This window comes from Vibrio rotiferianus, assembly GCF_002214395.1.
GTDB lineage: Bacteria > Pseudomonadota > Gammaproteobacteria > Enterobacterales > Vibrionaceae > Vibrio > Vibrio rotiferianus.
The window spans coordinates 264,915-289,434 of sequence record NZ_CP018312.1 but is presented as its reverse complement, the minus strand read 5'-3'; the positions used below and the strand labels follow the sequence as shown (position 1 = coordinate 289,434).

Here is a 24,520-nt window from a genome sequence, read left to right as displayed (position 1 = left end):
ATTCAATGTTCTTACATTGAGTCCATCAAAACCCCTTGGGTGTTGTATGGTTAAGCCTCACGGGCAATTAGTACAGGTTAGCTCAACGCCTCACAACGCTTACACACCCTGCCTATCAACGTTCTAGTCTCGAACAACCCTTTAGGATACTTAAAGTATCAGGGAAGACTCATCTCAGGGCTCGCTTCCCGCTTAGATGCTTTCAGCGGTTATCGATTCCGAACTTAGCTACCGGGCAATGCGTCTGGCGACACAACCCGAACACCAGAGGTTCGTCCACTCCGGTCCTCTCGTACTAGGAGCAGCCCCCTTCAATCTTCCAACGCCCACGGCAGATAGGGACCGAACTGTCTCACGACGTTCTAAACCCAGCTCGCGTACCACTTTAAATGGCGAACAGCCATACCCTTGGGACCGACTTCAGCCCCAGGATGTGATGAGCCGACATCGAGGTGCCAAACACCGCCGTCGATATGAACTCTTGGGCGGTATCAGCCTGTTATCCCCGGAGTACCTTTTATCCGTTGAGCGATGGCCCTTCCATTCAGAACCACCGGATCACTATGACCTGCTTTCGCACCTGCTCGAATTGTCATTCTCGCAGTCAAGCGGGCTTATGCCATTGCACTAACCTCACGATGTCCAACCGTGATTAGCCCACCTTCGTGCTCCTCCGTTACGCTTTGGGAGGAGACCGCCCCAGTCAAACTACCCACCAGGCACTGTCCGTAACCCCGATAAGGGGTCGACGTTAGAACATCAACACTACAAGGGTGGTATTTCAAGGACGGCTCCACCAACACTGGCGTGCTGGTTTCAAAGCCTCCCACCTATCCTACACATGTAGGGTCAATGTTCAGTGCCAAGCTGTAGTAAAGGTTCACGGGGTCTTTCCGTCTAGCCGCGGGTACACTGCATCTTCACAGCGATTTCAATTTCACTGAGTCTCGGGTGGAGACAGCGTGGCCATCATTACGCCATTCGTGCAGGTCGGAACTTACCCGACAAGGAATTTCGCTACCTTAGGACCGTTATAGTTACGGCCGCCGTTTACCGGGGCTTCGATCAAGAGCTTCGACCGAAGTCTAACCCCATCAATTAACCTTCCGGCACCGGGCAGGCGTCACACCGTATACGTCATCTTACGATTTTGCACAGTGCTGTGTTTTTAATAAACAGTTGCAGCCACCTGGTATCTGCGACTCTCAATAGCTCCATCCGCGAGGGACTTCACCGTCGAGAGCGTACCTTCTCCCGAAGTTACGGTACCATTTTGCCTAGTTCCTTCACCCGAGTTCTCTCAAGCGCCTTGGTATTCTCTACCCGACCACCTGTGTCGGTTTGGGGTACGATTCCTTACAATCTGAAGCTTAGAGGCTTTTCCTGGAAGCATGGCATCAATGACTTCACTACCGTAGTAGCTCGACGTCGTGTCTCAGCCTTAAGAAGAGCCGGATTTACCTAACTCTTCAGCCTACACACTTGAACCTGGACAACCGTCGCCAGGCCCACCTAGCCTTCTCCGTCCCCCCATCGCAATTGTAAGAAGTACGGGAATATTAACCCGTTTCCCATCGACTACGCCTTTCGGCCTCGCCTTAGGGGTCGACTTACCCTGCCCCGATTAACGTTGGACAGGAACCCTTGGTCTTCCGGCGAGGAGGTTTTTCACCCCCTTTATCGTTACTCATGTCAGCATTCGCACTTCTGATACCTCCAGCAAGCTTTACAACTCACCTTCAACGGCTTACAGAACGCTCCCCTACCCAATGAAGTAAACTTCATTGCCGCAGCTTCGGTTTATAGCTTAGCCCCGTTACATCTTCCGCGCAGGCCGACTCGACTAGTGAGCTATTACGCTTTCTTTAAATGATGGCTGCTTCTAAGCCAACATCCTAGCTGTCTAAGCCTTCCCACATCGTTTCCCACTTAGCTATAATTTGGGACCTTAGCTGGCGGTCTGGGTTGTTTCCCTCTCCACGACGGACGTTAGCACCCGCCGTGTGTCTCCCGGATAGTACTTACTGGTATTCGGAGTTTGCAAAGGGTTGGTAAGTCGGGATGACCCCCTAGCCTTAACAGTGCTCTACCCCCAGTAGTATTCGTCCGAGGCGCTACCTAAATAGCTTTCGGGGAGAACCAGCTATCTCCAGGTTTGATTGGCCTTTCACCCCTAGCCACAAGTCATCCGCTAATTTTTCAACATTAGTCGGTTCGGTCCTCCAGTTGATGTTACTCAACCTTCAACCTGCCCATGGCTAGATCACCTGGTTTCGGGTCTATATCCAGAGACTGAACGCCCAGTTAAGACTCGGTTTCCCTACGGCTCCCCTAGATGGTTAACCTTGCCACTGAATATAAGTCGCTGACCCATTATACAAAAGGTACGCAGTCACACCACGAAGGTGCTCCTACTGCTTGTACGTACACGGTTTCAGGTTCTATTTCACTCCCCTCACAGGGGTTCTTTTCGCCTTTCCCTCACGGTACTGGTTCACTATCGGTCAGTCAGTAGTATTTAGCCTTGGAGGATGGTCCCCCCATATTCAGACAGGATATCACGTGTCCCGCCCTACTCGATTTCACTGAATGTGCGTTGTCAACTACGGGGCTATCACCCTGTATCGCCGGACTTTCCAGACCGTTCGTCTAACGCATATAAAGCTTAAGGGCTAGTCCAATTTCGCTCGCCGCTACTTTCGGAATCTCGGTTGATTTCTTTTCCTCGGGGTACTTAGATGTTTCAGTTCCCCCGGTTCGCCTCCTGCTGCTATGTATTCACAACAGGATACTTACTTATGTAAGTGGGTTTCCCCATTCGGAAATCCCAGACTCAAATGGTTTTTACTACCTAATCTGGGCTTATCGCAAGTTAATACGTCCTTCATCGCCTCTGACTGCCAAGGCATCCACCGTGTACGCTTAGTCACTTAACCATACAACCCGAAGGAGTTTCGAGTTGATGAACAAGTCACCAAAGTTGTCTGCAATTTTTATACATGATGCAGACTCGATTTTGCCGGACTCAAATTCCAAGAACACTTGAATGTGTTGTATTGGTGTTTGTCATAAAGACAAACATTGAGAACTTTACAATCAACAATAAATTGTTGATTTGTCAGCTTTCCAAATTGTTAAAGAGCTAGATTTCTTAATGAAACCATTTTTAAAAGCACTCTACTTTCTATAGCAAAGAAAGTGCGCTTAAAGATGGTGGAGCTATGCGGGATCGAACCGCAGACCTCCTGCGTGCAAGGCAGGCGCTCTCCCAGCTGAGCTATAGCCCCATCAAGGTGTCGATACTGCATACCAACTTCAAAGGAAATTGGTGGGTCTGAGTGGACTCGAACCACCGACCTCTCGCTTATCAGGCGAACGCTCTAACCACCTGAGCTACAGACCCAGTATCGTCTCTTTTACTTTATAAACCGTATCAATCTGTGTGGACACTCATCGTGAATAATCATCGTATAAGGAGGTGATCCAGCGCCAGGTTCCCCTAGCGCTACCTTGTTACGACTTCACCCCAGTCATGAACCACAAAGTGGTAAGCGTCCTCCCGAAGGTTAAACTACCTACTTCTTTTGCAGCCCACTCCCATGGTGTGACGGGCGGTGTGTACAAGGCCCGGGAACGTATTCACCGTGGCATTCTGATCCACGATTACTAGCGATTCCGACTTCACGGAGTCGAGTTGCAGACTCCGATCCGGACTACGACGCACTTTTTGGGATTCGCTCACTCTCGCAAGTTGGCTGCCCTCTGTATGCGCCATTGTAGCACGTGTGTAGCCCTACTCGTAAGGGCCATGATGACTTGACGTCGTCCCCACCTTCCTCCGGTTTATCACCGGCAGTCTCCCTGGAGTTCCCGACATTACTCGCTGGCAAACAAGGATAAGGGTTGCGCTCGTTGCGGGACTTAACCCAACATTTCACAACACGAGCTGACGACAGCCATGCAGCACCTGTCTCAGAGTTCCCGAAGGCACCAATCCATCTCTGGAAAGTTCTCTGGATGTCAAGAGTAGGTAAGGTTCTTCGCGTTGCATCGAATTAAACCACATGCTCCACCGCTTGTGCGGGCCCCCGTCAATTCATTTGAGTTTTAATCTTGCGACCGTACTCCCCAGGCGGTCTACTTAACGCGTTAGCTCCGAAAGCCACGGCTCAAGGCCACAACCTCCAAGTAGACATCGTTTACGGCGTGGACTACCAGGGTATCTAATCCTGTTTGCTCCCCACGCTTTCGCATCTGAGTGTCAGTATCTGTCCAGGGGGCCGCCTTCGCCACCGGTATTCCTTCAGATCTCTACGCATTTCACCGCTACACCTGAAATTCTACCCCCCTCTACAGTACTCTAGTCTGCCAGTTTCAAATGCAATTCCGAGGTTGAGCCCCGGGCTTTCACATCTGACTTAACAAACCACCTGCATGCGCTTTACGCCCAGTAATTCCGATTAACGCTCGCACCCTCCGTATTACCGCGGCTGCTGGCACGGAGTTAGCCGGTGCTTCTTCTGTCGCTAACGTCAAATAATGCAGCTATTAACTACACTACCTTCCTCACGACTGAAAGTGCTTTACAACCCGAAGGCCTTCTTCACACACGCGGCATGGCTGCATCAGGCTTGCGCCCATTGTGCAATATTCCCCACTGCTGCCTCCCGTAGGAGTCTGGACCGTGTCTCAGTTCCAGTGTGGCTGATCATCCTCTCAGACCAGCTAGGGATCGTCGCCTTGGTGAGCCATTACCTCACCAACTAGCTAATCCCACCTAGGCATATCCTGACGCGAGAGGCCCGAAGGTCCCCCTCTTTGGCCCGTAGGCATTATGCGGTATTAGCCATCGTTTCCAATGGTTATCCCCCACATCAGGGCAATTTCCTAGGCATTACTCACCCGTCCGCCGCTCGACGCCGTTATCGTCCCCCGAAGGTTCAGATAACTCGTTTCCGCTCGACTTGCATGTGTTAGGCCTGCCGCCAGCGTTCAATCTGAGCCATGATCAAACTCTTCAATTTAAGATTTTGTTCGGCTCAATGAATACTGAACATTACATAAGTAATGTTTGAATTGACTGTGCTGAATCTTTCGATTCAATGGTCACTTCGTATCATTGAAACCTAATTTGATACCGCTTTCCGTTAAGAAAGAAATATCTAATTGGATTATCATCAACGAGTGCCCACACAGATTGATAGGTCTATATTTTTAAAGAGCTTGCTTATCGAGAAGTTTTTCTCTCAAAGTGGAGGTGAATTCTAAAGAGATAATTGAGAGTGTCAAACACTTTTTCAATTTATTTTCTCAGAAGCTATTTACCTCTTCGACTCTGCTGAAGCCTTATCGCGTCTGCCGTGTCGATGGATGCGCATTATAGAGAAGCGGACATTTTTGGCAATAGTAAAAGTGCATTTTTTTCTAAAAAACATGCCAACTGGATGCTTTTCACCCAGAGCTAACATTACCCCAAGGAATGACTCATATTTTGCACATCTTATCCACAATTTTCTGTGGATAATTGGTTAATCATCACTATCGAAGAAATATGAAATACGAGATCTTGGGTTAAGGTACTCTTTGATTTTATCAGGCAACTTCGATGGATGAATTGCATTAACAATTTTTAAGTCTTTAGCCGCCAAGTCAATTATGGGTGCTTGCGTTCTTGGCACTTCGGGATCATAAATGAGGACATTTGGGCAAAGTAAGTTCGAACTATTAACCGAGATAACTAACCCGACCATGTTGTTAGATAGCTGCACAACTGTTCCTGGAGGGAAAACACCCATGAACTTGATTAAGATATTCAAGTTATCGTTATCATAAAGGTGCTTGCAATTCTTATATAGATGAGAGAGTGCGGTGTAAGGAATCTTTTGCTCTGACGCAATCGGGTTATGACACAAATTGTCAAACGCATTTGCGACAGATACTACTTGGGTATAAGGATCTATTTCGCTACCCTTTAGCCCTTCAGGGTAACCTGAACCATCTGCTACCTCATGGTGCTGCGCGATTACACGCTTTGCGCTTTCTGGGAATGCTGCAATGTTCTTAGCTAAGTCAACTCCATATTTAGTATGCAGCTTTAAATAGTTACACTCTGGTTCTGTCAACGGTGTTTGTTTTCTCAAAATAGCAGTGGGGATTTTGATTTTCCCCATGTCATGAAACAGTGCAGCAAAAGATAACTCCTTCAGCTGTTGAGCATTAAAACCTTTTGCTTTACCGATCATCATTGAGATAACTGCTACGTTAAGAGAATGAAAGTAAATATCCTCAAACTCATTTTTGCCATTCATAAGATGCAAAGTTACGTTATCGTCGCACATCAGTTTCTCGACGATATCATCCACCAACAACACAGCTTCATCGACAGCGTCTATTGGTCGGTTACGTATTTTCGTCATCACTGATCGCATTCTTGCCAGCGAGCGCTCAAACTCTTTTTCACATTGGATAACTCTACGACGGTAAGCACTCAGCTTTTCAATTCGCTTTTGCTTTTCTTGCCATAGCTTTTTTGTTTCCTCATCAATAGAGCTCTCATTGACCACTTCTTGTTTTATTTCACTGTTTACAGGAAGGGGCTCTGCATCACTTTGTGAGAGATTGAGATATACAAACTTTACGCCCAAATGACGAATCATTTCGACTTGTTCTTGGTCTTTGATCTTAAAGCTATTAAGAAGAAATGGATGCTCATTCCACTTTAAAGGAAGGCGAATATGAAGCCCAGGTTGAATACGATCCACTGTAATTTTGATACTAGCCACTTTTAAAACAACGAATTAACCTAACTAGGATTTTTAATAGTAGTGGATTTTGTAAATTAAATCATCCATAGCTGCCACTGATTGGAGCGCTTTGTGTAAGAAAATATCTATAAGAATGCTCTATCTGCTTGTCTTAATTTAAGTTCACCGGAAAAGTGGCAGCAACGCGTTTTCGCTTGTTGGGTGATTTGAGTCATAAGAGCCTGCACTGCCGAGCGGGCCATTTCACTGATAGGAAAGTGAACTGCTGATACTGGTGGATACAAACCTGCACAAAGATCTACGCTATCAAAACTAACCAATGAAATTTGATCTGGTACTTTTATCCCTTCTTTATTTAAGTATTGCATTGCGCCAAAGGTCATTTCCTCACTGCAAGAAAACACTGCGGTAATATCAGGATGACGATGGATAAGTTGTTCCATTGCATCAAAGCCGCTTTGACGGCCATAATTACCCTCGACCCACCAGCTGTCATCCACGCTTATACCCGCTGTTTTCATTGCGTTTATGTAACCGAATCTACGCAATAGACTATTGTGACGACTTGAAGGACCAGATATGCAACCAATCTTCCTGTGCCCTTGCTTTATCAGATGCTCAGTCGCTACTTGACTTGCATTCAAATGATCGAACGTAACACACCTATCTTCCAAACCATCAACTTGACGATCTAAAAGCACAAAGGGGGTCGGTAATTTAGCCAGTTCACGTAAGTCATCATCAGAAAGATAACGGCTATGGAGCACATACCCATCGCAGCGAAGGTCACTAAATCGTTGAATAGCCTCTCGCTCACCTTCGGCTGAATGATGTCCTTGCGCTGTAATGAGGAACTTCTTGTGAGTGTCCAGTTCAGTCTGAACTTGTTCCATCATCTCACCAAAGAATCCCCCGGTGTAGTAGGTCACAAGAAGACCGACCATATTGCTAGAAGAGGTGGCAAGTGAGCGAGCGATTGCACTAGGACGATAGTTTAGCTCCGCCATAGCAGCTTCAACTTTCTTCCTTGTTTCCTCACGAAACTTCCCCTCCCCATTAATAATGCGAGAAACGGTTGAGCGGTTTACTCCTGCTAGTTCGGCGACGTCTTTAATCCTTGCCATAATGCTTATATATCCCAACAGCTTGTTTTAATAATGGTGACAATACGAAAAGTGGCTGCCAGCAAATCGTAAGGTGCTTAGGGGGCGATGCTGACAGCCTTAATCATACACTGGCGACTTTGCTTGGAGAAATAAGAGCCGAGTAATCCGTGACAGTCATACCATGCTTCGTGAGCTCTTGTTGAAAAATCGAAGAAGTCAGCACTTGAAGTTCCAACTCACGCTGCAAGGCGTAACTGCTTTTCAGCAGAAGAGGCTGATCAGCTTCAGCTGGATGGCACATAACTTCAACCACATCATATTGGGCTTTCAAACTCAACAAATGCTTCATGATGCCTTCTAAACTAACCCCTTGATCATAGAATTCATCAGTAAAGTAATAATTCACTCTGTTCTCTATGTAGCACAAACCGCTACCACGCAAAGGTACTTTGTATTTCTGAGCAACCTTTCGAATCACCGGAAGCAGTTGTGGGTGCGTATGCGCATGATGATGGCTATCTAAATGACTCAGAGGCAATCCCAATTTTAGAAATGCCTCGACTTGAGCGATTGCCTCTTGGTAGACCACCTCTTCTTCGAAGTCCTGTTTCTTCCACAATTCATCATAACTAACAAATCGCGCCTGGCCATTGGTCAGGTTTGGATTCCCTGTTAACGGAGAGCCTGTGGTAAAACGAAGGTGCACACCAATCTTTAAGTTCGGATTTTGCTTTGCCAATTCCACAGCATGTTCTTCAGCATCCATTCCCACCATCATAGTGGTTGAACGAACCACACCTTGTTGGTGGGCTTTGACAATGCCTTTATTCACACCGGGTGTTAAACCAAAATCATCGGCATTAAAAATTACTTTCATTGGCGTGTCTCCTCGCCCTACAACGTTGTTAATTTGAATTGAGGCAGATAAGGAGCATTCACTGCTAAGATCTCATCCAATATGGATTTGGCTCGACCAATATCTGGAACAAGTGGGTTATTGGTTAACGCCATTAATGCTTTGTCGTAGCTTCCTTCAACTGCAGCTTCGATAGCGAGTTGCTCATAAGCTTTAACTTGATGAAGTAGGCCTTTGACATTGCTTGATAGCTCACCAACCGCAAGCGGCTTCGCTCCCCAACTGCCGATCACTGCACTACACTCGATCACTGCATCATCAGGTAAGCCATTGATAGCCCCATTGTTTAACACGTTCACTACGTGGATACTGTTACGGTTGTTATAAATTGAGTCGACGAGGTTTAATGACGCATCTGAGTAATAGGCACCGCCTCGCTCTTCCAACTCTTTTGGTTTGTGGTCTAAATTCGGGTCTTGATACAGCTTAAATAGCGCACTCTCTGTCGCCATAACTTGCTCTGCTCGCGTACCTTGCTCACCTGCACTCTGCTTTTCTTCTGCTAACATCGCATCGGTTTGATAGAAGTAACGATGATACGGGCAAGGAATGGCTCCAAGCGCTTTAAGAAATGCCGGATCCCACGGTTCTTCCCAGATATTCTTCATACTGAAGTTAGCGCCATCCCCAACTTTCTCCAGTACGGTTTGAGTAATGTCTTTGCCTTTAAGCCACGCTTTCAATACCCAAACAAGATGATTTAAACCTGCAAACTCAAGTTGAAGCTCTTTCGGCTCGCAATCCATCATTTCAGCAATCATCATTTCCATAGACACCGGAACGTTACACAAACCAATGCTCTTTACGTTGGTGTATTTACTGACCGCTTCTGACACCAAACCTGCAGGGTTAGTAAAGTTGAGCATCCACGCATTAGGCGCTAGCTCTTCAATGTCTTTACAAATATCAAGAATAACCGGAATAGTACGCAGCGCTTTGGCAAAGCCACCCGGCCCTGTTGTTTCCTGACCTATAACGTCATATTTAATCGGAATGCGCTCATCATTCGCTCGCGCAGCCAAGCCACCAACGCGGAACTGAGTCATAACAAAATCAGCGTCTTTAATCGCACCTCGGCGATCAAAGCTCGCTTTGATTTCAATATCCGCCCCTGCCTTGTCGACCATTCGTTGTGCTAAGCCTTTAATGATCTCCAATTTCTCTGCGCCAGACTCAATATCCACAAAGTGCATTTGCTTTACAGGCAAGAACTCCAAGCGTTTTATTACGCCCTCAACAAGCTCTGGAGTATAACTACTACCACCACCAATAATGGCGAGTTTAATTGCATTTCTTGGCATAGCGACGTCCTTATTTTTCTGCTAACTGCTTATTCAACGCGACAATTTCCACTGCCATTTCTTGCGCTAAGATGGTCGTCATCAAATGATCTTGAGCGTGTACCATCACCAAGGTCATTGGCACTTTACCTTCACCCTGATCTTCTTCAATTAGTTGGGTTTGAATCAGGTGGGCTTTGTTGATGCACTCTCTTGCTTGAGAAAGCTTTTCCTCTGCGGCTGAAAAATCCTTCTCTCTCGATAAACGCAATGCCTCATAGCTCAAACTTCTGGCTTCACCTGCATTACAGATAATTTCCATTACGACTAATTCTTGTTCCATCTTTTCTCTCCAGAAACATGGGCTGCCATGTGACAGCCCAATTACTATTAAGCAGTCACGCCTTCGCCAGATGGCTGTTCAGCATCCTTACTTTCTTTGCTCGTAGGTAACTCTTGTTCCATCACCTGCTTCTCAAACATTTTGAAGAACGGCAGATAAATAAAGAGGTCAAGAATCAGTAGGCCAATCACCAACAGCACTGGTGAGAACGTCCAACCACTGCCCCATGAAGCACCAATCAGTGCAGGCGTTGTCCAAGGTGTAGTCGCAACCCCCATGCCCACAAAGCCAAGCTGTACTGCAAAGTAAGCAATAGTTGCGTTAACGATTGGCGCAAATACAAAGGGAATAAACAGGATTGGGTTCATTACTACTGGGCTACCAAAAATCACAGGTTCATTGATTTGGAAGAAACCCGGCACAGCACTCATTCGGCCGATACTCTTAAGGTGCGCGGAACGGCTAAATGACATCAGCATCACTAGCGCAAGTGTTGCGCCCGAACCACCAATAAAGATATAGAAATCCCAGAATGGTTGGGTGAATACGTTTGGAATTGGTTGGCCCGCAACAAACGCATCAATGTTAGCGCTGATGTTGGTAAGGAAGATTGGCGATAGAAGACCAACTACAATCGCCGCACCGTGAATACCAGCAAACCAAAGTAGCTGACACACCAGCAATGCACCAATGATTGCAGGTAAGGTATTCGATGCACTGATCAGTGGTTTGAACATCGCCATAACCGCATCAGGGATCAGCATGTCATATTGAGTTTGAACAAAAATACTTAGCGGATACAAGGTTAGGAATATAGCGAGTACTGGCAAAAGGACCTCGAAAGAACGAGCGATTGCAGGTGGTACTTGCTCTGGCATGCGGATCGTAATGTTGTGCTTTTTCATAAAGCGGTAAAGCTCAACCGCAAAGAAAGCACACATTACCGCGGTAAAGATTCCGGTACCGCCCATGTGCTTCATAGCTAGTGCGCCATCTTTAGCTGGAGCAGCAACCAAAAGGAAGCTCATCAGTGATAATACCGCGCTGGTGATCCCATCCATTTTGTACGCTTTGGCCAAGCTATAGGCGACCCCAAGCGAGACAAATATAGTCATGATCCCCATCGACATATTAAAGGGCATCATAATGGTGTCGAAATGTGTGGTGGCGAAGTCTAACCAAACTCGCCCGAGTGTAAATGTGGTGTCTTCAGCAAATGGTGGGAAAGCAAAAATTAAGATAAAACTACCAACAATAATAAACGGCATTGCCACAATAAATCCGTCTCTCATTGCTCTAACATGGGGTTGATTTCCCACTTTTGCCGCAATAGGGGCTATATGCTTTTCGACTATTCCTATAATCGCATCATAAAGCTTCATAGAGTCCATCCTTATTTTTAGACAAAAGAATCCCGCACCAAATATTTATATTTAGTGGATATTCTTATTTCTATTTAAAGTTATTGAATTAGTTAATCAGTTCTAATGCTTGTTGTAATACTTCTTCCCCTTTCATCATTCCATAAGCTTGTGGAGAAATAGCATCAATATTTTTGCCGTGCTCTTGTGCAGTTTTACGCAATTCTTCTAGTTGGAATCGCACTTGAGGACCAAGCAAACACACATCGTACTCTTTGATCGCTTCATCAAATGCATTTACCGATAACGCATCAATCTTGCACTCAAGCCCTTGCTTTTCAGCAGCTTGCTCCATTTTCTTTACAAGCATACTGGTCGACATCCCTGCGCTGCAGCATAAAAGAATTTTTTTCATGGCCTTACTCCCGTTGTGTAAATTTCAACCTACAAAAACTGTAGCAAAAATAACCAACACAAAAAAGCGCAACCGGTTGCATTGAGTATGAACAAGATCCCATTTTCAATATAAAAAGAGTATCATTTCATTATTTAACGAAATTCAACTTCATCTTTATCGAGTAAGAAAACTGAGTTCAATAAGAATTTTGGCGAAGATTATCTATTAAATAGTAATTTATATCAGAGTATAAAAAGGAATTAATCATCATTAGATTTTTATTTAAACTGCCAATAAACTTTAAGCTAAAGAATGATTTAGTTATGTGAAAAAAAAGCCAAAGATGACAGAATTAACTCTATGACCTTTGGCTCTACATTACTGACTATGATAGTCCTAGCAGATTTTACTATGGGTAAATTTAGTTCGCTTTCTGTAATTCATTAAAAGGCGTACCAGCAGAGTTGCTGTATAGCGTTGCTAGAATGTCCATTGCGGTTTCACTCCAAAGCCCAAAGTAACCATCAAGGTGGGAGAACATCCCCATTGCGTGCGCCATCTCATGCTTGGCCATTTGGTAATCCCAGCTGCACTGCCCATTTCCCATATTCACCCACAATAAAGAACTAGCACTATAAGTATGTGTTGCAGGATTAACCACCAAACTCAAATTACCGGTATATGGCCCTATCGATGCATTCCCACACATTTCCTGCGGATCGTTCGCCCACTCAGTACTATAGTATGCGGTTCCTTGGGAAAAAACTAAGCCCCCAATAATCCCATGAGCGTTTTTAAAGCTTGCTTCGCTATACGTATAATTCCCGCGGTTCTCAGTGGGAAAAGAGAGATCTCTGTAGCCACTGAGATCATCTGTCAGAAGGTGAAAATCAGTAAAAATATTCCCCAAGCGGCTTTCGATTTGGTTTACGGCTTCAACGACGGCAGTTGGTGGCTGTGTTCCTTCTAAAGAAACATAGTAAAGCGGTATCTGGTTAGTCGTATCAAACCTCACCGTTCCATTCTGAACCAATTTTTGGCCATCTAGATAATCACTGTATAAACTAGGGAAACCTTGCACAAAGTTTGTTTCCTTAACAAGGCTAGCAAACTCATCCCCACCAACAGTCGTTGGTGCTGATCCACCATCTCCTCCTCCACAACCAGCCAATACAACAACGCCAGACGCAAACACTGCTAAATACTTACCATTCATAAAACAACCACATTTATTAGTTAACTATACTTTTTATTTATTAATGATAATTGTATGATTTATAAAGTAATATGATTCGAATCAACAAATACCAGTACTAACACAAAAGTCACCTTTGCAATATGGTTCTGATGGACGAACAATTAGGGGGCATTCAACCGGACAAGGCGCCTGCTGTCACCGCGAAGGCAACGCTATCCTTTCTTCCACCATTTCCAAACGCCTAAAACGACGAAAGGCCGCTACAGGAGCGACCTTTCTACGTATGATATCAGCGGGTGACTTGACTGGGCAGGCACTCCTGCCGCCACGTTGGATTTGAATTCACAAACCCTAGATACAACAAAGCCCCGACTTTCGTCGAGGCTCTATCTTAGAATATGGTACCGGTGGGCGGACTTGAACCGCCACGCCCGAAGGCAACGGATTTTGAATCCGTCGTGTATACCAATTTCACCACACCGGCATCTCTAGGCTATCGCCCTTTGATGGTTGGCATTATACGGAAGCTTTTGACCTACGCAAGCAGAAAAACCTTTAATAACTATCGTTTGCTGATAATTTCGCCACAAAGTGTGACAAAGAAGATCTTAGCTTAGCTAACCCTACAAACTGCTCAGACCTTATAAGCGGTTAACGGTAATATCCGAAACGTAACCATTGCCAACGCTAGAGAGTGCATCATGAATCATCTTCGCAGCATCACCTGCACTCATAAAACCGCTAGTATCTAGTGATTTACCACTAGTCTCCCAAAACTCCGTTGCCATACCGCCAGGATAAACGGCGATAATCTTCATCGGTTTGCCTTTTAGCTCCATACGAACGGACTCAATCAAACCTTTTACTGCCCACTTTACTGCACAATAAGTCGATTCTTGTGCCTTTGGTAACTGTGCAGCTGTAGACATCACCATCACGACGCTGATTGGTTGATCTTGATAGCGCTTTACTAACTCTCTCAGGACATGAATCGCCGAAGTGAGATTATTTTCAATTAGCTTTTTAATCTCTTGCGGGTCTTGCTCTGCTAACAAACCAAAATAACCACTTCCAGCACAATGAATCAGAGTCGAGGGCGTTTGAGGCAACTCATCAAACAAACGCTCAACTTGACATGCGTCGATAAGATCACAGCTTTTCGTCTGAGCTTTGTTTGAGAGATGTTGAGCCAGCGTATCTAACTTCTCTTCACTACGCCCTGTTAGCAGGGTTTCTTTACCTTGAGCATCATACAATTTGGCCAGTTGAGCTCCCAAGCCACTGCTTGCGCCAGTAATTACGATCATCTTGTACCTCTAACTATGTCATTCGTAATCTTCTTTACTAAGCAAGGTAACGCATGTTTGACGGTTTCACAGTTTGCATGATACGAACTTTGAACTGGGTTACTTTGTGAGTCACGATAAAGTCACTTTGAACACGTGATTTGTTTACAATTAGAGACTCTGTGCGTTAGCTCTCTTTTCACCGGCGGACGGAATCTATATTCTGACGCACGATTTTAAAGGTAAGTAATGGAATTATGACTACTTCTACAACTCTTCCACCAGCGGGGTTTTTCCGTCGACTCGCAGCGTTGTTTTACGACACGCTGATTATCCTTGCGATTGAGATGATGGCGGCAGGTGTAGTAATGGCGATTGTCTTTGCGCTAAACGCGGCAGGGTTGCTGAGCTATGGAGAATATGTGGATGCAGCAGATATGCTAGGAAAGCATCCGGTATTAAGCCCATTGTTCACGCTGTATCTTGCTGTGGTATGGATCTACTTTTTTGTGTTCTTCTGGACTCGTGCGGGGCAAACCTTAGGTATGCGAGCTTGGAAGATACAAGTACGTAATAGCAAAGATGGTGCACCAATTACAGTGACACAGGCTCTTATTCGTATAGCGACATCTGGTTTTGGTCTGGCTAACCTAACGGTGCCAATTGACCCTCAAAAACGTGGTTTCCACGATATTTGGGCAAAAACTGAAGTCGTGGTCTTGCCTAAAGCAAAATAGCTTAGTGGCAAAAGTAGAATAAAAAAAGGAAGGCACGGTGCCTTCCTTTTTCATATTTATCGCTTTTGAAAACCTACAGTTTTCTTCTTAGCAAAGATACTGCAATGGCTAGGAACACCAAGCTTGGCGCTAGTGCGCCGAATACAGGCGGTATGCCATATACCAAGGTAAGTGGTCCAAAGAACTCACTGGATATATAGAAAGTAAAACCCGCTACCACGCCTGAGAGAACCCTTGCGCCCATGGTAACACTACGTAACGGTCCAAAGACAAACGACAACGCCATCAGCATCATAACTGCAATAGACAGCGGCTGAGATAACTTACGCCAAAACGCCAACTCATAACGCGAGGCGTCCTGCTCTGAGGCTTTCAAATACGTTACGTAATCATACAAACCACTTAGAGAGAGCTCTTCGGGCTTTACCGTTACGACTGCCAGTTTGTCTGGTGCCAATGAGGTATGCCATTCCATCTGCTCAATAGTGCGCTTGGTAATGACATCTTTGTTTTCCATGTCCGTTATTTGAACATTGCGCATCAGCCAATTATTGTTATTTTGATAATCGACTTCTTCAGAAAAGATCACTTTTTCAAGGTTCTTATCGTCATCAAAACGCCACATATTCAAAGCGTACAGCTTGTCATCTTCAACTTTGCCAATAAAGATGAAATCATTGGCATCACGAGCCCACACCCCCGCGCGGACAGAGACAATACTACCGCCAGACAAAGCAAACGCACGTAAATCACGCGCCATTTTTTGGGCTTCAGGAGCGCCCCATTGACCTAATGTCATGACGATAAGCATCAGTGGCACAGCGGTTTTAAGCACAGACAAACCGATATCCAACTTAGAGAAACCTGCCGCTTGCATAACGACAAGTTCAGAGCTTGATGCCAGCATGCCTAAACCAATCAAAGCACCTAATAACGCTGCCATTGGAAAGAACATTTCGATATCACGAGGGATACTCAGCAATACAAAGTAAAGCGCATGCATTAAGTCATAGGCACCGCGGCCAACTTTGCGTAACTGCTCTACGTATTTGATGATGCCCGACAAGCCGACGAAGGTCGCTAGAACCAAGGCAGTAGTAGAGATAATCGTTCTACCGATGTAAAGGTCTAAAAGTTTAAACACAGCTTACGCGAGCCTCTTCTTGCGGAATTTGTCTTTCATTCTTCGGGCAGGAACACTGTCCATCATGTTTGCCAAAATAGCGACCACGAGTAACATTCCATTGATTGGCCACATACCAATAGCGGCCGGAATCGCACCATCTTCGAGTGCCGACTTGGTAGCGCTGATAGCAAGAAAGTACGCCAAGTAAATCAAAATAGCCGGTCCCATTTTGGCGAAGCGTCCTTGACGCGGGTTAACCGCAGATAAAGGGATGACTAACATGGTCAAAAGTGGAATACATACAAATAGCGAAATACGCCATTGCAATTCGGCTTGTGCCTCTGGGTCCGGGTGACCAATCAAGTCCACTGTTGGATAGGCTTCCCAGTCTCGACCTTTCTGCTTCACTTCGCGTTGGCCAATCAAACCTTCATACTGATCAAATTTAGTGACCATGTACTCTACACGAGTTGGCACACCTTCATAGCGAGTACCTTCATGCATGGTGATGATCTGGCGGCCATCAGACAGTTCTTTCACCTCACCAGAGGAAGAAAACATCACACTTGGCAGGATGGAGTCTCGCGGGCGCATCTGTGCCACAAACACATTACTGAGTTTGCTGTTTTTGATGTCATCAATGAACACAACTGAAGAACCGTCAGGTGTTCCCTGGAACTGACCTTTCTTTAGTAGATCGACACTGTTTTCTGCGGCGACTTGCTCATACAGCTGTTCTACTCGGTCTTGAGACCAAGGTGATAGCCATAGCGCATTGAACGCTGCCACACCCGATGTGATGATCGCCAAATACAATGCCGCTTGTACCAGGAACTTATTTCCGATACCCGTCGCATTCATTACCACGATTTCACTTTCCGCATATAAACGGCCAAAGGTGATCAATATGCCAATGTACAAACTCAATGGCAGCATCAAAAGCCCCATTGCAGGCATGTTCAATCCAACCACTGAGAAAATCAATCCAGCAGGAATATCTCCATCAGAAGCATCAGCTAAGACACTGATAAACTTCTGGCTCACAAACACCAAAAAAAGCACGAAGAAAATCGCAAATTGGCTCTTGAGTGTTTCGCGGATCAAATATCTAACAATAATCACGCTCAAATTACCTATACAAAACTTGTTTTTTTGGTCGAATCACTATAGTTTCCCGTTGAACCATTTATTTTTTTAAAAATTATAAACTAGATGTTAGCGCTTAAATCAGCTCTATTGGTAAGACCTGAGCTTAAATTCAACAAGTAAGCGATCATTATCTAACATTTAGAGCAATTTGTCTTCAGGATGTAGGAGTACGCATGGAGTTCAGTGTTAAAAGTGGCAGTCCAGAGAAACAACGTAGTGCATGTATCGTTGTTGGTGTGTTTGAACCACGTCGCCTTTCTCCAGTAGCCGAGCAACTTGATAAAATCAGTGACGGTTACATCAGTTCACTACTTCGCCGTGGTGATCTAGAGGGTAAACCTGGTCAGATGCTGCTGCTGCATCAAGTACCAGGTGTTTTGTCAGAGCGCGTTCTACTAGTAGGTTGTGGTAAAGAACGTGAGCTAGGCGAGCGCCAGTACAAGGAAATCATTCAAAAGACGATCAGCACACTTAACGAAACAGGTTCTATGGAAGCAGTGTGTTTCCTGACCGAACTGCACGTTAAAGGTCGCGATACGTACTGGAAAGTACGTCAAGCTGTTGAAGCGACTAAAGATGGTCTTTACACATTTAACCAGTTCAAGAGCGTTAAGCCGGAAACTCGTCGTCCACTACGTAAGTTAGTGTTCAACGTACCGACACGTCGTGAACTGAACCTAGGCGAGAAAGCGATCACTCACGGTCTAGCCATTTCTTCTGGTGTAAAAGCATCAAAAGATCTTGGCAACATGCCACCAAACGTAGCAAACCCAGCTTACCTTGCATCTCAAGCTCGTCGCCTTGCTGACGACTACGAAACAGTAACCACCAAGATCATTGGTGAACAAGAGATGGAAAAACTGGGCATGACATCTTACCTAGCAGTAGGTCGTGGTTCGAAAAACGAATCAATGATGTCTATCATCGAATACAAAGGTAACCCAGAGTCAGAAGCAAAACCTATCGTACTAGTTGGTAAAGGTCTGACGTTCGATTCAGGCGGTATCTCTCTCAAACCTGGTGAAGGTATGGATGAGATGAAGTACGACATGTGTGGTGCGGCATCTGTATTCGGTACAATGAAAGCGCTAGCGAAGCTAAACTTACCAATCAACGTTATTGGTGTCCTAGCAGGCTGTGAAAACATGCCTGGCAGCAACGCTTACCGTCCTGGTGACATCCTAACAACCATGTCTGGTCAAACCGTAGAAGTACTGAACACGGATGCGGAAGGTCGTCTTGTTCTTTGTGACGCACTGACTTACGTAGAGCGTTTCGAACCAGACTGCGTAGTAGACGTTGCAACGCTAACTGGTGCTTGTGTTATCGCACTAGGCCACCATATCAGCGGCGTAATCTCTAACCACAACCCACTTTCTCATGAGCTAGTAAACGCTTCTGAGCAAGCGAGTGACCGTGCTTGGCGTCTACCAATGGCAGACGAATACCACGAGCAGTTGAAGAGCCCATTTGCTGACATGGCAAATATCGGTGGTCGTCCTGCTGGCACTATCACTGCGGGTTGCTTCCTGTCTAAGTTTGCTAAAAAGTACAACTGGGCACACGTCGATATCGCAGGTACTGCGTGGAAATCAGGCGCAGCGAAAGGCTCAACGGGCCGTCCTGTCTCAATGCTTGTCCAATTCCTTTTGAACCGCAGCGGCCAAGAGACAGAAGAGTAATTTCTGAACAAAATCTAAAAGGGCCGCAAGGCCCTTTTTTATTACCTCGATTTTCTTAATTGAAAATGGGACTTATGATGGTCTTAGGATGAGACCAACGGCAAGTGAGAGAATGATGCAAACTGCAACTTTCTACATCATTAAAGAAGATAGCCCGCAAGCAACCGTGGCTGGCTTTGAAGAATACATCGTGTTTTTGGCTCAGCACTTTGCTCGCCAAGGCGCAAAAGTGTACTTGAATTGCGAAGATAAACCGCACGCTGAACAACTCGCCGAAACCTTTTGGCAAATTGATGCAGATAAGTTCATGGCACATAATCTCGTAGGCGAAGGACCGAAATACGCCACCAATATTGAGATCGGCCATAACGGCGTAAAGCCGAATTGGAATCGTCAGTTAGTAATTAATTTGGCGGAAAATGAGACAACCTTTGCGAACAAGTTTGCTCAAGTGGTAGACTTCGTGCCTTGCGAAGAAAAAGCTAAACAGCTCGCAAGAGAAAGGTATAAAATTTACCGTCAGGCAGGTTATCAACTGCAAACGATCGAAATTCAATATCCTTAACGGTCAATCCTTATAGTTAAGCTCTCCACTCAGAGAGTTCACTTATAAAGATTGACTTAGATTCAACCATCAACGTATCCATTAAAAGAGCGCTATGGAAAAGACATACAACCCAACTTCAATCGAACAAGCTCTGTATCAGACTTGGGAAGAAAAAGGCTACTTCAAGCCACACGGTGACACTACTAAAGAAGCTTACAGCATCATGATCCCGCCACCGAACGTCACTGGTAGCCTACATATGGGCCACGCGTTCCAAGACACGATCATGGATACTCTTATCCGTTGTGAGCGCATGAAGGGCAAGAACACTCTTTGGCAAGTAGGTACTGACCACGCAGGTATCGCAACTCAGATGGTTGTTGAGCGTAAGATCGCTGCAGAAGAAGGCAAAACAAAACACGATTACGGTCGTGAAGCTTTCATCGACAAAATCTGGGAATGGAAAGGCGAATCTGGCGGTACTATCACTAAGCAGCTTCGTCGTCTTGGCGCATCTGTAGACTGGGATCGTGAGCGCTTTACGATGGACGATGGTCTATCTAACGCGGTTCAAGAAGTGTTCGTACGTCTATACGAAGACGACCTAATCTACCGCGGTAAGCGTCTAGTTAACTGGGATCCAAAATTACACACAGCGATTTCAGATCTAGAAGTAGAGAACAAAGACACCAAAGGCAACATGTGGCACTTCCGCTACCCACTAGCGGATGGCGTTAAAACAGCGGATGGCAAAGACTACATCGTTGTTGCAACCACTCGTCCAGAGACCATGCTAGGCGATACTGGTGTTGCGGTTAACCCAGAAGATCCACGTTACAAAGATCTTATCGGTAAAGAAATCATCCTTCCTATTGTTGATCGTCGCATCCCAATCGTGGGCGATGAGCACGCAGATATGGAAAAAGGTACTGGCTGTGTGAAAATCACACCTGCGCACGACTTCAACGACTACGAAGTTGGTAAGCGCCACCAGCTACCAATGATCAACATTCTGACTTTCGACGCGAACATCCGTGACGCTTCTGAAGTATTCAACACTAACGGCGAAGCAAGCGACGCATACAGCACTGAGCTACCAGCTAAGTACCACGGTATGGAGCGTTTTGCTGCTCGTAAAGCTATCGTTGCTGAATTCGACGAGCTAGGTCTACTTGAAGAAGTGAAAGATCACGATCTACAAGTTCCTTACGGCGACCGTGGTGGCGTGGTTATCGAACCAATGCTAACTGACCAATGGTACGTACGTACTGCACCTCTAGCGAAAACAGCGGTTGAAGCAGTAGAAAACGGCGACATCCAATTCGTTCCTAAGCAATACGAAAACATGTACTTCTCTTGGATGCGTGACGTTCAAGACTGGTGTATCTCTCGTCAGCTATGGTGGGGTCACCGCATCCCAGCTTGGTACGACAACCAAGGTAATGTTTACGTAGGTCGTGACGAAGAAGAAGTTCGTAAGAACAACAACCTAGAGTCAGTTATTGAACTTCACCAAGACGAAGACGTACTGGATACATGGTTCTCTTCTGCACTATGGACGTTCGGTACTCAAGGTTGGCCAGAGCAAACTGACGATCTGAAAGTATTCCACCCTTCAGACGTACTAGTGACTGGTTTCGACATCATCTTCTTCTGGGTTGCACGCATGATCATGATGACCATGCACTTCGTGAAAGACGAAAACGGCAAACCACAAGTACCATTTAAGACGGTTTACGTTACTGGTCTAATCCGTGACGAAAACGGCGACAAGATGTCTAAGTCGAAAGGTAACGTACTTGACCCAATCGACATGATCGATGGTATCGACCTAGAGTCTCTAGTAGAGAAGCGTTGTGGCAACATGATGCAGCCTCAGCTAGCGAAGAAGATCGAGAAGAACACTCGCAAGACGTTTGAAAACGGTATCGAAGCATACGGTACAGACGCACTACGTTTCACTCTTGCAGCAATGGCATCAACAGGTCGCGATATCAACTGGGATATGAAGCGTCTTGAAGGTTACCGTAACTTCTGTAACAAACTATGGAACGCAAGCCGTTACGTAATGATGAACACAGAAGAGCAAGATTGTGGCTTCAACGGTGGTGAGATTGAATACTCACTAGCGGACAAGTGGATCGAGTCTCAGTTTGAACTAGCGGCGAAAGCGTTCAACAACCATATCGACAACTTCCGTCTAGATATGGCGTCTAACACGCTTTACGAATTCATCTGGAACCAATTCTGTGACTGGTACCTAGAGCTAACTAAACCAGTTCTATGGAAAGGTACAGAAGCGCAACAGCGTGGTACTCGCCGTACACTAATCACGGTTCTTGAGAAGACTCTACGTCTAGCTCACCCAGTGATTCCTTACATCACTGAAACTATCTGGCAAAGTATCAAGCCACTAGTTGAAGGTGTAGAAGGTGAGACAATCATGCTTCAAGCACTGCCTCAATTCGACGAAGCAAACTTCAACCAAGAAGCGCTAGACGATATTGAATGGGTGAAAGCGTTCATTACAAGTATCCGTAACCTACGTGCTGAATACGACATCAACCCAGGTAAGCCGCTTGACGTTATGCTGAAAGCTTCAAACGCAGAAGACGCAGCTCGTCTAGAAGCAAACAAACAAGTACTGATGTCTCTAGCGAAACTAGAATCTGTACGCGTACTTGCTGCTGACGAAGAAACGCCAGCGTGTGCGACAGCATTGGTTGCTAAGTCTGAGCTGATGATCCCAATGGCAGGTCTGATCGACAAAGATGCAGAGCTTGCTCGTCTAGATGGCGAAATCAAGAAGACTCACGGCGAAATCAAGCGTATCGAAGGCAAACTAGGTAACGAAGGCTTCGTAGCGAAAGCGCCTGAAGCGGTTGTTGCTAAAGAGCGTGAGAAGCTTGAAGGCTACAAAGAGACACTAGCTAAGCTAGAAGAGCAGAAGACAACGATCGCTGCACTTTAATCGCTAAAGGCTAGAATAAAAGAATCAAAGGGTTGGTGTGAAAGCATCAACCCTTTTTGCATTTTATCACTCGGAAAGCTTTCAAAGATATTCACTCTTCTCCCCTAGTCTCCCTCCTATTTAATAGTTTTTACCTATCAAACTAATCTTAACTGCCCATTAGATTTAATGATAATAATTCTCAATAATAGACCTATCGAAACAACACAACGATTGAGTAATTATCATGAAAAAGACACTAACCTTTGCAGCACTCCATTTTACTATCGCGTTTAGTGTCGCTTACGTGCTTACTGGCGACATTCTAATTGGTAGTTTAATTGCCATGATTGAGCCTTCAGTGAACACCGTCGCTTTCTACTTTCATGAAAAGGCATGGGCAAAAGTCCCAGCGCTTAAAGCTCGTCAGTGGATGACCAAATTAAAAACCGCAAGCTTTGCCACTATCCACTTCAGTGTTGCGTTTAGCGTGGTTTACTTGCTAACAGGTGATGCGTTTGTCGGCGGTATCATGGCGATGCTAGAGCCTAGCTTGAACACTGTGGCTTACTACTTCCACGAGAAAGTGTGGATGCGTAAATCAGATAGTCAAGCCCCACAATTTTGCCTACACCAACACGCTTAAACATGGAAGCTCAATACGCCTCCTAACAAGCAAAATGACATTTACCATTGACAAAGTTGCGCACCGCAATTAATTTAATTGCGGTGCGCAACTTTATTTTTAGGGGTAAGTGATAATGAACGCTCGTCAACTCCGACACTATTCCCGCCAAGCCGTCCGATTGCTTGGTCTGCTCGATAAACAATGCGGCGATGTCGCGCTCACTCCAGTGCAAGCGCACGCGTTAGGTGAAATCCAATTGCAGCCGTTGACCATCAATCAACTGGCACAGCAACTCAATGTCGACAAATCCAATGCAAGCCGCACCGTTACCGGTTTGATTAAACTAGGTTTGGTTGAGAGCATCGAAAACCCAAAAGACAAACGTAGCCAACTCGTAGCGCTTACAAAGCAAGGTCAACAGGCGTTATCGCAACTAGACCAACAGCAAAACAGATTCTTTGAACAACTGCTTACCCAACTCGATGACAGCGAGCAAGAGCAACTCAAACTTGGTTTAGAGACTTACCTAAAAGGGCTAACGAAAGTGTGTCAGGCTGAGGAATACGTTCTTCGACCTCTTACCAAAGCAGATAACTCGCAAGTTGCAGAAGTAATTCGTAAAGTCTCTGCAGAATACGGTTTAACCGCAGACAAAGGTTATGGTGTGGCCGATCCAACACTGGATGACATGTACTCGGTTTACGACCAACAAGGTGCAGCTTATTGGGTGGTCGAATACCAAGGCGAGATTGTGGGTGGCGGCGGCTTTGCACCTTTAGCTGGTGAGCCAAATGTGTGTGAGCTGCAAAAGATGTACTTCTTACCTCAAACGCGAGGACAGGGTTTAGCCAAGCGCATCGTCGCATTAAGCTTACAACTGGCGAAACAGTTTGGATATCAGCAGTGCTATTTGGAAACGACCGAATGTCTAAGAGAAGCGGTAGGCTTGTATGAAAAGCTAGGCTTTGAGCATCTCGATGCCCCGCTAGGACAAACAGGGCATGATGCATGTGAAGTCGTGATGCTTAAGACGTTATAGCGTTTTATCCC

The 24,520-nt window shown here is 45.6% G+C and carries 17 protein-coding genes, 3 tRNA genes and 2 rRNA genes; 6 read left to right on the top strand and 16 right to left on the bottom strand.

Translation table 11 applies throughout. The features are described 5' to 3' along the window. Nucleotides 1–46 precede the first annotated feature (46 nt). The 14 genes from BSZ04_RS10360 to BSZ04_RS10295 form a co-directional block, all read right to left on the bottom strand. Nucleotides 47–2,936 (bottom strand): 23S ribosomal RNA (locus tag BSZ04_RS10360). Between the two features lie 275 nt (nt 2,937–3,211). Beyond that, nucleotides 3,212–3,287: transfer RNA gene (locus tag BSZ04_RS10355), tRNA-Ala, on the bottom strand. A gap of 39 nt (nt 3,288–3,326) precedes the next feature. Further along, nucleotides 3,327–3,403 (bottom strand) — tRNA-Ile (locus BSZ04_RS10350). Between the two features lie 68 nt (nt 3,404–3,471). Beyond that, a 16S ribosomal RNA gene (locus BSZ04_RS10345) occupies nt 3,472–5,024 on the bottom strand. The 16S and 23S rRNA genes sit together here with 2 tRNA genes alongside, the layout of an rRNA operon. 504 nt (nt 5,025–5,528) lie before the next feature. Next, complete coding sequence (locus tag BSZ04_RS10340) at nt 5,529–6,782, bottom strand: cyclic di-GMP phosphodiesterase (RefSeq protein ID WP_010450368.1); 1,254 nt, start codon at nt 6,780–6,782, stop codon at nt 5,529–5,531. 107 nt (nt 6,783–6,889) lie between these two features. Then, a complete protein-coding gene (locus BSZ04_RS10335; RefSeq protein WP_088880356.1) occupies nt 6,890–7,888 on the bottom strand; it encodes a LacI family DNA-binding transcriptional regulator in 999 nt (332 codons plus the stop codon). Between the two features lie 103 nt (nt 7,889–7,991). Continuing rightward, nucleotides 7,992–8,747: a chitin disaccharide deacetylase gene (gene chbG / locus BSZ04_RS10330; protein ID WP_045391639.1), complete on the bottom strand. Its 756-nt coding sequence runs from the start codon at nt 8,745–8,747 to the stop codon at nt 7,992–7,994. Nucleotides 8,748–8,764: 17 nt separating this feature from the next. Next, entirely contained in the window at nt 8,765–10,087 is a 1,323-nt protein-coding gene (locus BSZ04_RS10325; protein ID WP_088880355.1) for a 6-phospho-beta-glucosidase, read from the bottom strand. Between the two features lie 10 nt (nt 10,088–10,097). Next, on the bottom strand, nt 10,098–10,409 hold the full coding sequence (locus BSZ04_RS10320) for a PTS lactose/cellobiose transporter subunit IIA (RefSeq protein ID WP_005432874.1): 312 nt from the start codon (nt 10,407–10,409) through the stop codon (nt 10,098–10,100). A 47-nt stretch (nt 10,410–10,456) separates the two neighbouring features. Beyond that, a complete protein-coding gene (locus BSZ04_RS10315; RefSeq protein ID WP_010450374.1) occupies nt 10,457–11,791 on the bottom strand; it encodes a PTS sugar transporter subunit IIC in 1,335 nt (444 codons plus the stop codon). An 88-nt stretch (nt 11,792–11,879) separates the two neighbouring features. Then, the gene (locus BSZ04_RS10310; protein ID WP_005448803.1) at nt 11,880–12,185 is read right to left on the bottom strand and encodes a PTS sugar transporter subunit IIB; all 306 of its coding nucleotides are present in this window, start codon (nt 12,183–12,185) and stop codon (nt 11,880–11,882) included. Between the two features lie 403 nt (nt 12,186–12,588). After that, complete coding sequence (locus BSZ04_RS10305; RefSeq protein ID WP_038884564.1) at nt 12,589–13,383, bottom strand: hypothetical protein; 795 nt, start codon at nt 13,381–13,383, stop codon at nt 12,589–12,591. Nucleotides 13,384–13,764: 381 nt separating this feature from the next. After that, nucleotides 13,765–13,849 (bottom strand) — tRNA-Leu (locus BSZ04_RS10300). Nucleotides 13,850–14,006: 157 nt separating this feature from the next. Beyond that, complete coding sequence (locus tag BSZ04_RS10295) at nt 14,007–14,672, bottom strand: SDR family NAD(P)-dependent oxidoreductase (RefSeq protein WP_088880354.1); 666 nt, start codon at nt 14,670–14,672, stop codon at nt 14,007–14,009. Between the two features lie 236 nt (nt 14,673–14,908). On the opposite strand from BSZ04_RS10295, the gene BSZ04_RS10290 reads away from it, so the two are divergent. Next, on the top strand, nt 14,909–15,388 hold the full coding sequence (locus tag BSZ04_RS10290) for an RDD family protein (protein WP_010450380.1): 480 nt from the start codon (nt 14,909–14,911) through the stop codon (nt 15,386–15,388). Between the two features lie 73 nt (nt 15,389–15,461). Here BSZ04_RS10290 and lptG read toward each other — a convergent pair whose 3' ends face one another. Both lptG and lptF read right to left on the bottom strand, forming a co-directional pair. Then, complete coding sequence (gene lptG / locus BSZ04_RS10285; protein WP_088880353.1) at nt 15,462–16,532, bottom strand: LPS export ABC transporter permease LptG; 1,071 nt, start codon at nt 16,530–16,532, stop codon at nt 15,462–15,464. Nucleotides 16,533–16,535: 3 nt separating this feature from the next. Further along, the gene (gene lptF / locus BSZ04_RS10280; RefSeq protein ID WP_088880352.1) at nt 16,536–17,636 is read right to left on the bottom strand and encodes an LPS export ABC transporter permease LptF; all 1,101 of its coding nucleotides are present in this window, start codon (nt 17,634–17,636) and stop codon (nt 16,536–16,538) included. A gap of 200 nt (nt 17,637–17,836) precedes the next feature. Here lptF and pepA point away from each other — a divergent pair, with 200 nt between their 5' ends. From pepA to BSZ04_RS10255, 5 genes are all read left to right on the top strand, one after another. Further along, complete coding sequence (gene pepA, locus BSZ04_RS10275; RefSeq protein WP_010450385.1) at nt 17,837–19,345, top strand: leucyl aminopeptidase; 1,509 nt, start codon at nt 17,837–17,839, stop codon at nt 19,343–19,345. Nucleotides 19,346–19,460: 115 nt separating this feature from the next. Then, a complete protein-coding gene (locus tag BSZ04_RS10270; RefSeq protein ID WP_010450386.1) occupies nt 19,461–19,910 on the top strand; it encodes a DNA polymerase III subunit chi in 450 nt (149 codons plus the stop codon). Between the two features lie 94 nt (nt 19,911–20,004). After that, nucleotides 20,005–22,863: a valine--tRNA ligase gene (locus tag BSZ04_RS10265; RefSeq protein WP_088880351.1), complete on the top strand. Its 2,859-nt coding sequence runs from the start codon at nt 20,005–20,007 to the stop codon at nt 22,861–22,863. A 226-nt stretch (nt 22,864–23,089) separates the two neighbouring features. Then, a complete protein-coding gene (locus tag BSZ04_RS10260; RefSeq protein WP_005441986.1) occupies nt 23,090–23,488 on the top strand; it encodes a DUF2061 domain-containing protein in 399 nt (132 codons plus the stop codon). A 115-nt stretch (nt 23,489–23,603) separates the two neighbouring features. Continuing rightward, nucleotides 23,604–24,509, top strand: a complete 906-nt coding sequence (locus BSZ04_RS10255) for a bifunctional helix-turn-helix transcriptional regulator/GNAT family N-acetyltransferase (protein WP_088880350.1) — start codon at nt 23,604–23,606, stop codon at nt 24,507–24,509. The last annotated feature ends 11 nt before the right edge of the window (nt 24,510–24,520 follow it).